9 protein-coding genes are annotated in these 14,185 nt (G+C 47.4%); all 9 read left to right on the top strand.

Annotated elements, in window-relative coordinates:
* Positions 1–388: 388 nt before the first annotated feature.
* The 9 genes from ACFPFU_RS05070 (at position 389) to ACFPFU_RS05030 (ending at position 13,820) form a co-directional block, all read left to right on the top strand.
* Positions 389–3,592, top strand: coding sequence for a SusC/RagA family TonB-linked outer membrane protein (locus ACFPFU_RS05070; RefSeq protein WP_377062158.1), 3,204 nt, complete (start codon positions 389–391; stop codon positions 3,590–3,592).
* 29 nt (positions 3,593–3,621) lie between these two features.
* A complete protein-coding gene (locus tag ACFPFU_RS05065) occupies positions 3,622–5,385 on the top strand; it encodes a RagB/SusD family nutrient uptake outer membrane protein (protein ID WP_377062156.1) in 1,764 nt (587 codons plus the stop codon).
* 57 nt (positions 5,386–5,442) lie between these two features.
* Entirely contained in the window at positions 5,443–6,660 is a 1,218-nt protein-coding gene (locus ACFPFU_RS05060) for a Gfo/Idh/MocA family protein (protein ID WP_377062154.1), read from the top strand.
* Between the two features lie 66 nt (positions 6,661–6,726).
* Positions 6,727–8,289 (top strand): N,N-dimethylformamidase beta subunit family domain-containing protein, encoded by a 1,563-nt coding sequence (locus tag ACFPFU_RS05055; RefSeq protein WP_377062152.1) that lies wholly within the window; start codon positions 6,727–6,729, stop codon positions 8,287–8,289.
* Between the two features lie 58 nt (positions 8,290–8,347).
* Complete coding sequence (locus tag ACFPFU_RS05050; protein ID WP_377062150.1) at positions 8,348–9,604, top strand: Gfo/Idh/MocA family protein; 1,257 nt, start codon at positions 8,348–8,350, stop codon at positions 9,602–9,604.
* Between the two features lie 194 nt (positions 9,605–9,798).
* The gene (locus ACFPFU_RS05045; protein WP_377062148.1) at positions 9,799–11,115 is read left to right on the top strand and encodes a Gfo/Idh/MocA family protein; all 1,317 of its coding nucleotides are present in this window, start codon (positions 9,799–9,801) and stop codon (positions 11,113–11,115) included.
* On the top strand, positions 11,076–11,810 hold the full coding sequence (locus tag ACFPFU_RS05040; protein ID WP_377062146.1) for a hypothetical protein: 735 nt from the start codon (positions 11,076–11,078) through the stop codon (positions 11,808–11,810). Before ACFPFU_RS05045 ends, ACFPFU_RS05040 begins: the two co-directional genes overlap by 40 nt.
* An 11-nt stretch (positions 11,811–11,821) precedes the next feature.
* The gene (locus ACFPFU_RS05035) at positions 11,822–13,033 is read left to right on the top strand and encodes an MFS transporter (RefSeq protein ID WP_377062144.1); all 1,212 of its coding nucleotides are present in this window, start codon (positions 11,822–11,824) and stop codon (positions 13,031–13,033) included.
* A 19-nt stretch (positions 13,034–13,052) separates the two neighbouring features.
* Positions 13,053–13,820: an SDR family NAD(P)-dependent oxidoreductase gene (locus ACFPFU_RS05030; RefSeq protein WP_377062142.1), complete on the top strand. Its 768-nt coding sequence runs from the start codon at positions 13,053–13,055 to the stop codon at positions 13,818–13,820.
* The last annotated feature ends 365 nt before the right edge of the window (positions 13,821–14,185 follow it).

Raw genomic sequence — 14,185 nt, 5'->3', positions numbered from 1 at the left:
TAAACATTGATTTTGATTTATGAAAATAGCACAAAAACTATTTTCAAATAATTTTTTATACTTTATGTATGTTGAATTCAATCCATTAATTATTCTCCAGGTTCCCATCTGCCTCCGAAGACCATAATTTAACCGGTATTCTGTTATCTGCCAATGTATTATAGTTGATAGAGGCTGTTTTGTTTGCAGGGAAGGCCCGGACAGGGTATTGGCTTTTCCGGATTTAGACCCGTATTAAATTTTCCTCATTTTTTTTCAATCAAAATTATTTTTATTGTTTGTTTTGTAAACAAAAATATTTATTATTGGTAAACAAAATAATTTATATAATTGTCCCGGTTCTGTAATCCCTCATTTCAAATATGCTACAACCTAAAATTTCAAATCCATGAAAAATCATTACAAAAATGTCAGAACTGGCTTTGTTTTCACGAAGTCATTGGCGCTGGCCTTGCTCTTGGTTCCATTTGTGATCTGTTTCTCATATGCGCAGGAAACAATATCTATCAATGGAAAAGTGATCTCGGGTGATGATGGTAGCCCTGTTCCCGGGGCAACGGTTTTGCTGAAAAACACTCAGATAGGTACTGTCACCGATTTGGAGGGAGCATATTCTATACAGGCTCCCGCGGATGGCGTGATTGTGGTTTCCTTTATAGGATATGAAACGGTCGAGGAGCCGATTGAATCCAGATCCATAATAGACATTGTTTTAAATTCCGATACCCAGTCATTGGATGAATTCGTGGTGACGGGATATTCTACGCAACGTAGGAAAAATATAACGGGGTCCGTTTCGGTGGTAGACGTGGATGAACTGAAAACGGTCCCTTCCCGCTCAGCGGAACAAGCCCTTCAAGGCATGGCCTCAGGGGTGAACGTTACCAGATCCGGGGTGCCGGGAGCGTCCAATAAAATCCTGATCCGGGGTATGACTTCTTTCGGGAATACCGATCCCCTGGTGATTGTGGATGGCATTCAGCAGAACCTGAACAATATCAGTGCCCAGGATATAGAATCCATTCAGGTGCTGAAGGATGCAGGGGCGGCGGCCATCTACGGGGTGAGGGGAGCCAACGGGGTGATATTGGTCACCACAAAAAAGGGGAAGTCCGGAGCTCCGACAGTGTCTTATCAAGTTTCTAACATCATCAGCCATCCTTTGCCCGGAAACCCCTTTAATTTGCTGAATTCTGAAGAATACGTGTCCGTATTCAACAGGGCATTTCCCAACAACGACCGTTTTAACAGAGGGATGCCGGACTATATGTACCGTGGTCCCGCCGGAGCGGGTGTGGCCTTTGCCGGAGACCCGGAGGTAGATCCTTCCTTGTACCACTATGCAAGCCCCAACAGGGGTCAGAATTATATCATTCAGGAAGTGAATAAAGAGGGTACTGACTGGTTTCACGAACTTTTTAAAAGAGCTCCCACCACGGAACACAACATCACGGCAAGCGGCGGTAATGACAACGCCAAATACCTTTTCTCTTTAGGTTTTTTGGATCAAAAAGGCACCCTGATCAATACTTACCTCAAAAGGTATTCCGCCCGGATCAACACGGAGTTTAATTTGGGCAAAAATTTAAGGGTGGGTGAGAACTTAAACATTATTTACCGGGAAAATCCTGGATTTAACGAAAATTCTGATTTTGGAGGGATCATAGAGACGGTAAAACAACAACCGATTGTTCCCCTCAAGGATATCATGGGGAACTGGGGCGGCACCTTTGGAGGACCCGGACTGGGAGACGGCCAAAACCCCGTTGCAGTACAATACCGAAACAGGGACAAGGACATATTTAATGAATGGCATATCGTGGGTAACGCTTATGCGGAACTGGATCTGTTCAAAAATGTAACCGCCCGGACCAGTTTTGGATACAATGTGGCCAATTCCTACACCCAGGATTTTAATACCACACAGGTGGAGAATGTTCAGGGCAACAACAATGAGAATTTTCTGAGCGTGAGCAGCAGTTTTGCCAGTCAGGTGACCTATACCAATCTGATAACCTATATGAATACATTTGGCAGACATACCCTTGAAGCCCAAGTGGGATCAGAGGCCATAGAAAATTTGGGAAGGGGGGTAAGCGGAAGCAGACAGCGTTTTTTTTCCGAGGATTTTAATTTTCTCGTTTTGGGAAACGGTGTGGATGCATTGACAAACAGCAGCTCTATCTATAAAAACAGTTTGTTTTCCGTTTTTGGCAGGGTGGACTATATTTTCGATGACAAGTATTTGTTCGGAACCACGCTAAGAAGGGATGGGTCTTCGGTTTTCGGGCCTGAACAAAGGTATGGTGTTTTCCCCTCCTTTTCCTTCGCATGGAGGCTTTCTGAAGAAGATTTCATGAAGAATCTGTTTTGGTTAAATGATTTCAAAATCAGGGGAAGTTACGGGGTGTTGGGTTCGCAAAACAATGTCAGCCCGATAAATGCCTTCTCTCTCTTTGGCAGCGGGATGACCACCACGTATTATGATATTACAGGCTCCAGCAATTCCATTGTACAGGGCTTTGCCACCAATAGGATAGGAAACCCCCTGACCGGCTGGGAAGAAAATATTGTTTCCAATTATGGATTTGATATGACCATCCTTGACAACTCTCTGGAGTTATCAGTAGAATATTATAAGAAGAAAGTCAAGGGGCTGTTGTTTACAGAGCCATTGCCCGCGGTCATTATCGGTGGAGCAAGTGCTCCTTCGGTTAATATAGGGGATATCCAGAATTCAGGTATTGATGCCTCATTTCAATACAGGGGGGTAGTCGGAAGTGGGTTCACCTATTCCGTGGGAGCCAACATTACCAATTACAAAAATATGGTTGTCAACATTCCCGACCCCGGTTACTTTTTCGCAGGAAGCCATCAGGGAGTGGGCTCCATGGTAAGGAATGAAGAGGGCCATCCGGTAAGCTCATTTTACGGGTACAGGGTGATCGGCTTATTTAACAGCCAGGAAGAGGTGGATGCCGCACCCACCCAAAATGCCGCGGCCCCTGGCCGGTTCAGGTATGAGGACATCAATGGGGACGGCATGATAACCCCTGATGACCGTACCCATTTGGGGGATCCCAATCCGGATTTCACTTACGGCTTGAATCTCAATGCAGGGTATAAAAATTTTGATTTTTCGGCCTTCTTTTATGGGTCGCATGGCAATGATATTTTTAACCTTACCAAGTCATATACCCATTTTGTTGGGTTTTATCCCACGACGAATTTCAGCAGGGATTTATTGAATGCTTGGACGCCTGAAAATACCAACACCAACATTCCTGTTGTCGAATCGCAGGGTACTTTCAGTACCACCTTGGCACCCAATTCATTTTATATAGAAGATGGGTCATTTTTGAAACTGAGGTCACTGGTTCTGGGGTATACCGTAAACCCGGAAATACTGAGGAAACTTTACATGTCCAGACTAAGGGTGTACGCTCAGGTCGAAAACCTGTTTACCCTGACCAACTACTCCGGATTGGATCCTGAACTGGTCGGTGGACCCACATCGGCCATGGGGATTGACCGGGGGAGCTATCCCAACAACGAGCTGGGAGTCATTTTCGGGCTTTCAGTCACATTTTAAAAATATTCCAAATCAAAACAACTAAAATCATGGGAATAAATTATAGATTTATCGTTTCAGGTTGTCTTATCGTATTGATGACATTTGCCTGTGGTGAGGATTATTTGGAAATTGAGCCTTTTGGTTCGGTGAGTGAATCTACTTTAGCGAATGAACAGGGTGTTGACCTGTTGTTGATAGGAGCCTATTCCTTGTTGGATGGCGGAGGGACTGTCGGAGGCAACTATTTAGGGGGAATTGGACGTCTCCGCGGCGGGGATGAGGTTACGCAGGGTACCGAAACCGGTCCCAGCATTTTTAACGCCATGATGTTTACCGAGGCTGACGTGGATATCGAAAGCAAATGGAGGAATTTGTATTCAGCGGTGGGCCGATCAAATGATGTGTTGAAAATGCTCGCAAAAGTCGAAGATTCGACTCCCGAAAAATTATTGCAGGTAGAGGCTGAGGCCAGGTTTTTACGGGGAGTTTATTATTTATATCTGGCCATGTTTTATAGAAATGTCCCCTGGATCGACGAGACGGTTACCTATGCTGAGAGAAATTATTTTGTGACCAATACCGTAGATATATACCCAAAAATAGAAGCAGACTTCAGTTTCGCAGCGGATAATCTCGAAGAAACCAAAAGCCAGGTCGGCAGGGCCAACAAATGGGCCGCGAAGGCATTTTTGGCGAAAACATTGATGTTCCAGAATAAGTTCTCCGAAGCCAAAGTGCTTTTGGATGATATTATTGCCAATGGACAGACCTCCAATGGGTTGAAATATGACCTTTTAAAAAACTACAACGACAATTTCATTGCCAGGACGAAAAATGGCCCCGAAGCTGTTTTTACCGTTCAGATGTCGGTAAATGACGGTACGGTCAGTGGAAACGGGAACCCGATGGACCAATATAACGGCACTTACGGAGGACCCGCCACCTGTTGTTTTGGCTGGGGCCAGCCGACATTTGATTTTGTAGATGCGCACCAGACAGATCCGGTAACCGGCTTGCCCTTGATCGACACCTATCAAAATTCCCCCATTCCACATGACAACGGGATTGAATCCAACCAGCCGTTTACGCCATATGCGGGCACTCTCGATTCCCGTTTGGATTGGTCGGTGGGGAGAAGGGGGATCCCCTACCGGGATTGGGGCATCCATCCAGGGAAAGCTTGGGTGCGTAACCAGTTCAATTCCGGGCCTTATAACGTGATAAAGAACATCGTCGAACAGGCGAGAGTGGGTATAGACCGTGGAGCCAATGGGGCCTCCAACAATCCTTACAATATGATTCGGTTTGCCGATGTTTTACTGTGGGCAGCAGAATGTGAGGTAGAGGTAGGAAGCTTGGCAAAAGCGGAGGAATATGTAAACCGGGTGAGGGCCCGAGCAGCTGACCCCGACGGATGGGTGAAAACTTTCATAGACCCGTCGGATCCCTTGGCCGGTTTTACGGATACCCCTGCGGCCAATTATAAAGTCGGATTATACACCGGCCAATTTGAAGCAAACGGCCAATCCTATGCCCGAAAAGCGGTATATTTTGAAAGGAGACTGGAGCTGGGTCTGGAGCATCACCGTTTTTTCGACATGGTAAGGTATGACGGCCGGGATTTTGACATGGCCGAAAAAATGAATTGGCTGATGGACCGTGAAGGCAATGAGATCATGAATGCCTCCAACAATTGGCTAGCGGGACAATTTATCAAGGGCAAGCACGAGTATTTTCCCATTCCTTTGGGACAGATTGACCTCAGTGTCATCGATGGTGAATCGGTATTGGTACAGAATCCCGGGTGGTAGTTACCCGGGACTTTTGCGAGTACTGATACCATGGTTAAAATGCAAAATGACTATCCAATGAAAAGAATAGAAATATCAAACAACATAGGTCGCAGGAATTTCATCACGAAGACAGGTTCTTCGTTGGCAGGATTAGCGGTTTTACCTCAGCTTTCAACGTTCGGTCACCAGTCTTCTGGATTGGACGTTCCGATGGAAATCACCAAACCCTGGGAACCGTTTTCCGAAAGGAAAATACGGGTAGGGCTGGTGGGTTATGGTGCCTCAAAATTCAGTGCGGCATTTGGTTTTCAGGATCATCCCAATGTGAAAATTGAAGCGGTAAGTGATTTGTTTCCAGACCGGTGCCAGGCGTTGGCAGAAAGAGTAGGCTGTAGCAAAACCTACCCCTCCCTGGAAGAACTGGTCAAGGACGACCGTATAGAAGCGGTATTTGTGGCTACCGATGCGCCAAGTCATCCCCGTCATTGCATGGAAGTCCTGAAACACGGCAAGCATGTCGCGGTGGCTGTTCCGGTAACCTACGGTTCGATTGAAGAAGGTGAACAGCTTTTGGAAATGGTGAAAAACAACCGGGGCCTGAAATTCATGATGTTTGAAACTTCCTGTTTTAGGGCAGATTTATTTGCCATGAGGAAAATTTATCAAGCCGGCGGTTTCGGCGACATTGTTTACTCCGAAGGGGAATATTATCATGGGAGACCCCTTAATGTGGACAATTACACCGGGATCGATTCCTATAAAGGGTGGCGGCAAGGAGGCCCGCCACAGTGGTATCCTACCCATAATACCGCATATCATATAGGGGTCACGGATGGGGCTTTTACAGAAGTAAGCTGTTATGGTGTAAGGAGAGAAAAAGAGGATAGGTACTATAAAAATAAATACAACAATCCTTTTCATACTGAAATAGCCCTATTTAGGACCAGTGAAGGCGGGGTTTCCAGACAGGCAAGAAGCTCCGGAACTCCGGGCACTCCCAGTGAAATAGGCAGAGTCCGGGGTACTTTGGGATCTTATCACGGAAAGTATGAAGGTCAGCTTCAAAATCTTCCGGAAATTGAAAGGCCGGCTCTCCCCGCCGGAGTAGAGGGGGGAGGACATGGGGGCTCTCATGGACATTTGATGCACGAATTTATCTTGTCGATTATAGAAGACAGGGAGCCGGTAGTGGACATCATAGCAGCGATGAACATGACCATTCCGGGCATCGTAGCACATGAATCTGCCATGAAAGATGGGGAACTCTTGAAAATTCCTCAATATAAGTTATGAGATGCGGGGTAAATTTTTAAAATTAAATGTTTTATATGTATAATATAACGAAAAATTATTTCTCCTATGAATAAAAAGGGCTTACAAATAACCCGAAGAAAAATGCTCAAAGGTGCGGCAGCGGCTGGATTGGGTGGGACCATTTTCCCATTTTCCGGAATGGCAGACACCAAACTCAGGAAGCCATTGGGTAGGATAGAAGAGGAAAACAGCAAACCGGGCACCTACGAATGGCAACTACAATATACCGGTTTTGATACGCCGGTGACCATGGCGTCTTATCCCATGGTCCGCTATTTACGGTCCGTAAGTATGGAGGGATATGTCAACAAAACCAGCGTATATCCCGGGGAGGCTCTCGATTTTAAAGTCAGTATGAATCCTGTGGGAAATTTTTTCATTGACATTTATAGAATGGGCTACTATGGGGCAAAAGGCGGCCGCCATATGGTGAGGTTAGGCTCGTTTGCCGGCAAAACCCAGGAAGTACCTTTAATGACCGTAGAAAGATTAAGGGAATGCAAATGGGAAACGGCCACTACCTTTACCATACCTCCGGATTGGCCCAGCGGCGTATATCTAGGCAAGCTTTCCAGGGAGGAGCCCTTTGGTAAACAGAGTTACGTGATTTTTGTGGTGAAGGAACGGCGTCCATCCGATTTGCTCTGTCAGGTAAGTGACCTTACATGGCAGTCATACAACAAATGGCCTTTTCGGGATTCCCTTTATGATGACGGGAGTACGGCTGTTTGGTATGTCGGCCCCAATGTGAGGGTGAGTTTTGACCGGCCCTATGCCAAATATCCCCAGTTGTTTGATGCGCCTCTTTCCGCCGGTTCCGGTGAATACCTGCTGTGGGAGCACCCGATGACCTTCTGGCTAGAAAAAGAAGGCTACGATGTGACGTATTGCTCAAACCTTGATGTTCACTTTGAGCCGGAGATATTGGACCACACCAAGGCGCTGATTTCTGTGGGGCATGATGAATATTGGACTCAGGAGATGTTTGACCAGGTAATAAAGGCCCGTGACAACGGGTTGAGCATTGCTTTTTTCTGTGGGAATTCTGTCGGCGGTAAAGTGCAATTGTTCGACAGTGCCGAGGGGGTGCCCGGCCGCGTGTTCTCAAGGACCCAAAAAACCAATTTTGACAATGAAGAAACCTTAATGGGCAATACTTCCTACGGTGTGGGCTTCGGTGACTGGCAAATTAAAAAGCCTGACCACTGGATATTCGAGGGTACGGGCCTTAAAGAAGGTGATAAAATTCCCGGCATTATTGGCTGGGAATACCACGGTATGCCCGTAGGCAAGATGCCTGGGCTGGAAATAGTGGCAGGAGGCCCGCTTTCCGCCCCTTCCAAGGAATTGCATGCAGCAGTGGTTTATCCGGGGCCCAAGGGGAATTGGGTTTTCAATGCAGGGACGATATGGTGGTCGGAAGGACTATCCAATCCGCCGGGCCATATTCCCGCCGGTGAATCCGGCCAGGAGGAGTTTCTCAGGCCCGGAGAATACCCCGCAGCCCATGACCCCGGAGGCAGGACTTTTGGCGTAATGCCGGAAGTACAGCAAATTACTGCCAATGTGCTGAACAGGATGATCGAGGATTCACCGAGAAATTGGTAGACAGCTTTCAAAATAGAATTTTCCGAACACAACAAGTTAAAATTAATCTTAAAAACATATGGAATTTAAAAGTAATAAATCAGGGTACTGTCCAGGTCCTGAAAAAGACGGAGGCTTATCAAGAAGATCATTTTTGGGGTCAATGGGCTTAAGCGCCATGGCCTTGGGAATGCCGCAGTTTGCCTGTAGCTCCAGAGACAATAAAAATGAGCTGGTACCCCCGGATATCGAAGGCTTTGAACGTTCGAAAGAGGAAGATCCATCAGCAGGCTGGGAGCCTTTCTCTGACAGAAAGGTCCGGGTAGGCCTGGTAGGGTATGGGGTGAGCCGGTTTTCCGCGGATTTTGGTTTTCAGAACCACCCCAATGTGGAAGTTGTGGCTGTGAGCGATCTTATTGCAGACCGATGCAAGGCATTGGCAGCAGCGGTTGGATGTGACAAAATGTACGCCTCACTTGAAGAAATGGTGAAGGATGATACCATCGAAGCGATTTTTGTGGCAACGGATGCTCCCAGCCATGCCAGGCATTGTATAGAAGTGCTTAACCATGGAAAACATGTGGCGGTAGCCGTTCCGGCTGCATTCGGATCCATAGAAGAAGGCGAGGAATTACTTGAGGTAGTCAACAACAATAAAGGCCTGAAATACATGATGTTTGAAACCTCGTGTTTTCGGGAGAATCTATTTGCCATGCGGCAGATTTACAACAGCGGAGGTTTTGGTGATATTGTTTATTCGGAAGGAGAGTACTGGCACTATTCGGAAAAAGGTATCGACTCCTATAACAATTGGCGGCACGGGATGCCTCCCCAATGGTACCCCACCCACAATACGGCATATTATGTAGGGGTTACGGGAAATACTTTTACCGAAGTCTCCTGCCTTGGAATGCCCAGTTATATGGAGAGGTACCAGAAAGGCAATAATGTCTACAACAACCCTTTCGGTACCGAAATCGCTTTCATGAAAACTTCTGAGGGAGGCATTTCCAGGCAAAGCCGAAGCAGTGATACTCCGGGTCCCGGTTCTGAGACAGGCAGGCTTAGAGGTACCAAAGGCTCCTATGATGACAAATACCACGGAAAGGCGGAAAATCTGCCGGATCTGAAGCGTCCGCCTCTGCCCCCCGGCGTACCTCCCGGTGGACATGGGGGTTCGCACGGCAGGCTCACTGAAGAGTTTATCAGGTCCATTATTGAGGACAGAAAACCTCTGGTGGATATCGTTGCAGCCTTGAACATGACAGTTCCCGGCATCATCGCCCACCAGTCTGCGATGAAGGGAGGCGAATGGTTGAAAATCCCCCAATACTAATCCAGTCATCCGTTAATTGGCACTCGACTTCTCTCACTCCCTTTCCCGGTAGAACACTGGAAGGGATCAAACGGTGGAAAAGTACGCAGGATTAGCCCTTTGGGGGACAGGGGCGGCAGGGAATACGTCGGAGAACAGGTGACCGGGTTTAATCAACATTGCGGCTCTGGTGAAAATGTATAATAGACATTATTATGAATAAAGAAGGCTTGATCAATAAAAGAAGACAATTTATAAAAACCATAGGGTTGGGCACCGGCGCTTTGCTGGCAAACAGAGGGTTGGCATTTTCAAGCGGTTCGGGTCGAACAGTAAGGTTGGGATTTGTGGGTGTTGGCGCCAGGGGGATTAGCATGCTCAAGATTGCACTCAGCCTGGAGGGAGTAGAAGTGGCGGCCATCTGCGACATTTTGGAAGACCGGGTAAGCCGGGCACAGGACTTTGTAGAAGCAGCCGGCCAGCCCCGGCCACAGGGGTATAGCCGGGGCCCGGAGGACTATAAACGCTTGGTGGAACAATCCAATCTCGATGCTGTCTATACAGCCACGCCATGGCACCTGCATGCACCCGTGATGCTTGCTGCGATGAAAGCCGGCAAGTACGGAGGGACGGAGATGCCTGCCTGTAGCGGGATAGATGAGGCATGGGAACTGGTGGAGACCTCCGAAAAAACAGGGATGCCCTGCATGCTTATGGAAAATTACTGTTACATGCAGAATGTTCAGATGATACTGAACATGGCGCATCAGGATGTTTTCGGAGACCTGTCGCACTGTGAGGTGGGGTACCAGCATGATACCCGCTACGTGTCTATCAACGCCAAAGGGGAATTGCTCTGGCGGGCTGAAGATAAGCTCGCCCATAACGGCAACCGGTATCCGACCCACGCCATAGGTCCTGCCGCTCAATGGTTGGATATTAACCGTGGGGACCGGTTTGAATATCTGGTTTCGATGAGCAGCAGGCAGGTAGGAATGAACCACTATGCAAAAAGAATTTCCGGGCCGGACCACCCCAACGCCCGGTTGGATTTTCAGCTGGGTGACGTCAATACCACCCTGATCAAAACCAACAAAGGTATCACCGTTACCTTGTATTATGACTGCCAAACCCCACGGCCAGTGGATTTTATCTGGAGGATCCAAGGGACCAAAGGGATATATTCCGGGACTTTGAATAAAATCCATCTTGAAGACCGGAGCCGTCCGCACCAATGGGAGGAAACCAGTGCCTATGTTCAGGAGTATGATCATCCCAACTGGAAAAAAGAGGGCGAGTTGGCAAAAAGTCACGGGCATGGGGGCAGTGATTATTTCTGCATGCTGGACTTTGTCCAAGCCGTGCGAAACCGCACGGAAGTGCCCATAGATGTATATGACGCCGCCACCTGGAGCGTGATCACGGCGCTGACCGAATCCTCGGTGAATCATAAAAGCCAGGCGGTAGATTTCCCTGATTTTACCAGAGGTAAATGGAAAAGCCGTATACCCCATCCCATCAAGACCATATGAGGGGGATGAAGACAGTTGTATTGACCTGGTTTTTCTCGATCGGAGGGACTTCTTGGGTTTCTAACGGGCCGGAAATGGTAAGTCTGGTGTTTTCCATTGAGCAAAACAAGGAAATTTATAATCAGAGTATTTACGGTGAACCTCCACAACTGGGGATCTGGTTGGAGGAACCCATGTCGGGGAAGGTGAAAACCGTTTATGTGACCTACAGGACAGGTAATGGTGATTTTGAGGGCAAATCAGAGGTTCCCGTAGCGCTGCCTGCCTGGATAGGGGCTTACAGAAAGGAAACGGGCAACAATGGTCTCCCCACTCCTGGTAATCCGTTGGAAATGTCCCTCACCGGCGCCACTCAAAAAACTGTTCATATCAATAAAGAAGTCTCAGTTCCTTTGGGCTCCAAGTGGTTATATTATGTGGAAGTGAATGTGGCAGGCGATTATAACCCTGCTTTTCCCGCCTATCGGGAAGATGGTACACCGGATCCGGATGGCAACGGGCAACCTTCGATTGTATACAGGGGAGAAATCACCGCGGAACAGGGTGTTGTTTCTCACCCGAAGCTTATCGGAAGGACGGAACAGATGTATCTTTCCACTGCCATTATTTCTGATCTGGAAGGTATAGGCAATGCCAGGCAACTTCTGAACCGGATTGAGGTATCCTGTATATCCTCCAAACAACCCTTTAATTAACCTGCACTTTTATGAAGCACCAATATAGACCTTTGATTTTGCTGTGTCTCATGTTCCTGACTGTCGGGGCAATGTTTACCATGAACGATATTCTTTTGCCTATCGTCATGGATTATTTCCAGCTTAATTATACCCAAGCCACGTTGATCCAGGTTTCGTTTTACATTACTTATATCATTTTTCCGGTCCCCATTGCTTGGATCATCCATCGGTTTGGGTACAAAATAAGTCTGTTGATAGCCCTTTTGACGTCTGCTTTGGGCTGTCTGTTGTTTATACCGGCCCAGATCCTGGAGGCTTACGGAATTATTTTGTTGGCCATATTCACCTTATCCACGGGGATTACCATCATCAACGTCGCGGCCAACCCGTTTACGACATTATTGGGGGATCCGGAGGGTGCCCATATACGCATCAATTTTGTCCAGTCCTTTTCCAGGATAGGCTATGCCGCCACGCCATTGATAGCCTCCTGGTTGATTTATACCCAATCGGGCGATATCCGGTTTTATTTTCCGTATATGCTGATCGGACTGGTGATCTTGGTTATTACTCTTCTCATTTATTTTTCAAAAATGCCCAGCATGACCCCACCCAAAGAGGATGTCTTTTCCATTTCCGGGATCATCCGCCAAAGCAGGAAGTACCCGCATTTGCTGTACGGAGTTATCGCCATGTTTTTTTATGTGGGGGCTGAGGCATCCACGGCAGGCTTTTTTATTCCTTATTTAAGAACCGAATTGGGGTTTTCCCTGACTGAGGCGGTGGGCTACCTCACGCTCTACTATGTCTTCGCCGCGATAATGGGCTTAATTGCCGCAGTCTGGATATTAAAATTCATAAGTGCACACCGGCTGGTTGGGATTTTCGGGACCTATATGGTCGTCGTCTACTTGATCTGCATATTTTCCAACACAGGATTCAATGAATACCTACTGGCAAGTTTGGGGCTTGGATTGTCCATCATGTTTCCTACACTGTTCAGCCTGGCCATAGAGGATACCGGTAATTTTGCCGGAAGGGGCTCTGCTTTGCTTAATTTCGCTATTGTAGGAGGCGCGGTTTTTACACCCATCCAAGGCCTGTTAGCAGATAATTATGGGGTGGCGGTTTCCTATATGGTCCCTTGTTTGTGCTTTGTGGTCATCACGTTATACGCGCTTTATTTCACCAAAAAGCCAATCACGGATAGACAGTTTGCCCTTAAAATGAATCAATCATGAATTCAATCCACTGACCGATATGGAAAATAAAAGATTTGAAAATCAACATGTGCTGATCACCGGTGCAGCCCGGGGAATTGGTTTTGAAATTGCGAGACAATTTGCTCTTGAGGGGGCGGTTTTGTCCGTTTTCGATAACCATTCGGCAAATCTTCAGAAAGCCGTTGTGGAATTGAAACAGCTGACTTCAGAGGTATGGAGCGAACAGGTGGATGTTTCTGATCGAAAGAGGGTATTTGATGCCGTGGAACGGACGGACGCAAAACAACCGGTTGACGTGTTGGTTAATAATGCGGGTATTGCAAAGGAACAACCTTTTCTGGAAATTGACGAAAATGATTGGAACAGCATCATTAATATCAACCTTTCGGGCATGTTTCATGTCTCTCAGGCCGTTTGCAGGAAGATGGTTCAGCGCAAAAAAGGAGCGGTAGTGAACATGGCCAGCAAAAACGGCTTGGACGGAGAAGCCGGGTATGCGCATTATAATGCTTCAAAAGGAGGTGTCATTATGCTCACCAAGACCATGGCGCTTGAAATGGCCCATACCGGTGTCCGCGTCAATGCAGTTTGTCCGGGTTACATCCAGACCCCTATGTCCATGGAAATCGATCCGCCGGAATTTACCCGGAAATTTGTAGATCGGTACATTCCACTCAACCGGCCAGGGAAGGTCGGGGAAATCGCGCCGATGTTCCTTTTCTTGGCCAGCGAAGCCTGCAGCTTCATGACCGGCCAGGTAGTGGTATTGGACGGGGGGCAACTGGCCGGACAAAAACCGTTTTAGGTTGGTGTGAAGAGTGGTTATAATAATTATGTAAACGAAAATTATTTATTTTGGTAAACATTAAAATTGTATGGGATCTCAAACGCATGGACTTGAAGAAACCTTATCCAATCGCGGGAACCTCTCAGACGCCGGGTGATTTCTCAGTGACGCTTATTTGCTTTAGGCGATTATAAATAAGGAAACCTATGAAACCGGGCTTGAGGGAGGCGATACACACTGGGATACCCGATAGCCCCGATAGCCCCGATAGCTATCGGGGGGGGGGGGACATGCGAGATTCTCCCGGATCAAGTTCCCCGAAACAAGTTCCCCGAATCGAGTTCGGGGCAGGCAGGGGCAGGCCAGGCTATAAGGCCTATTAA

Origin of the sequence: Negadavirga shengliensis, from assembly GCF_042652345.1 — a bacterium.
GTDB classification, from domain to species: domain Bacteria; phylum Bacteroidota; class Bacteroidia; order Cytophagales; family Cyclobacteriaceae; genus Negadavirga; species Negadavirga shengliensis.
The sequence above is the reverse complement of the archived record's forward strand: the minus strand, read 5'-3'. Positions and strand labels throughout refer to the sequence as shown.

What these genes read in the sequence shown, in the direction of transcription:
- ACFPFU_RS05045 (WP_377062148.1), top strand. Translation starts at nt 9,799, where the DNA reads ATGAATAAAGAAGGCTTGATCAATAAAAGAAGACAATTTATAAAAACC.
- ACFPFU_RS05050 (WP_377062150.1), top strand. Translation starts at nt 8,348, where the DNA reads ATGGAATTTAAAAGTAATAAATCAGGGTACTGTCCAGGTCCTGAAAAA.
- ACFPFU_RS05055 (WP_377062152.1), top strand. Translation starts at nt 6,727, where the DNA reads ATGAATAAAAAGGGCTTACAAATAACCCGAAGAAAAATGCTCAAAGGT.
- ACFPFU_RS05030 (WP_377062142.1), top strand. Translation starts at nt 13,053, where the DNA reads ATGGAAAATAAAAGATTTGAAAATCAACATGTGCTGATCACCGGTGCA.
- ACFPFU_RS05040 (WP_377062146.1), top strand. Translation starts at nt 11,076, where the DNA reads ATGGAAAAGCCGTATACCCCATCCCATCAAGACCATATGAGGGGGATG.
- ACFPFU_RS05065 (WP_377062156.1), top strand. Translation starts at nt 3,622, where the DNA reads ATGGGAATAAATTATAGATTTATCGTTTCAGGTTGTCTTATCGTATTG.
- ACFPFU_RS05060 (WP_377062154.1), top strand. Translation starts at nt 5,443, where the DNA reads ATGAAAAGAATAGAAATATCAAACAACATAGGTCGCAGGAATTTCATC.
- ACFPFU_RS05035 (WP_377062144.1), top strand. Translation starts at nt 11,822, where the DNA reads ATGAAGCACCAATATAGACCTTTGATTTTGCTGTGTCTCATGTTCCTG.
- ACFPFU_RS05070 (WP_377062158.1), top strand. Translation starts at nt 389, where the DNA reads ATGAAAAATCATTACAAAAATGTCAGAACTGGCTTTGTTTTCACGAAG.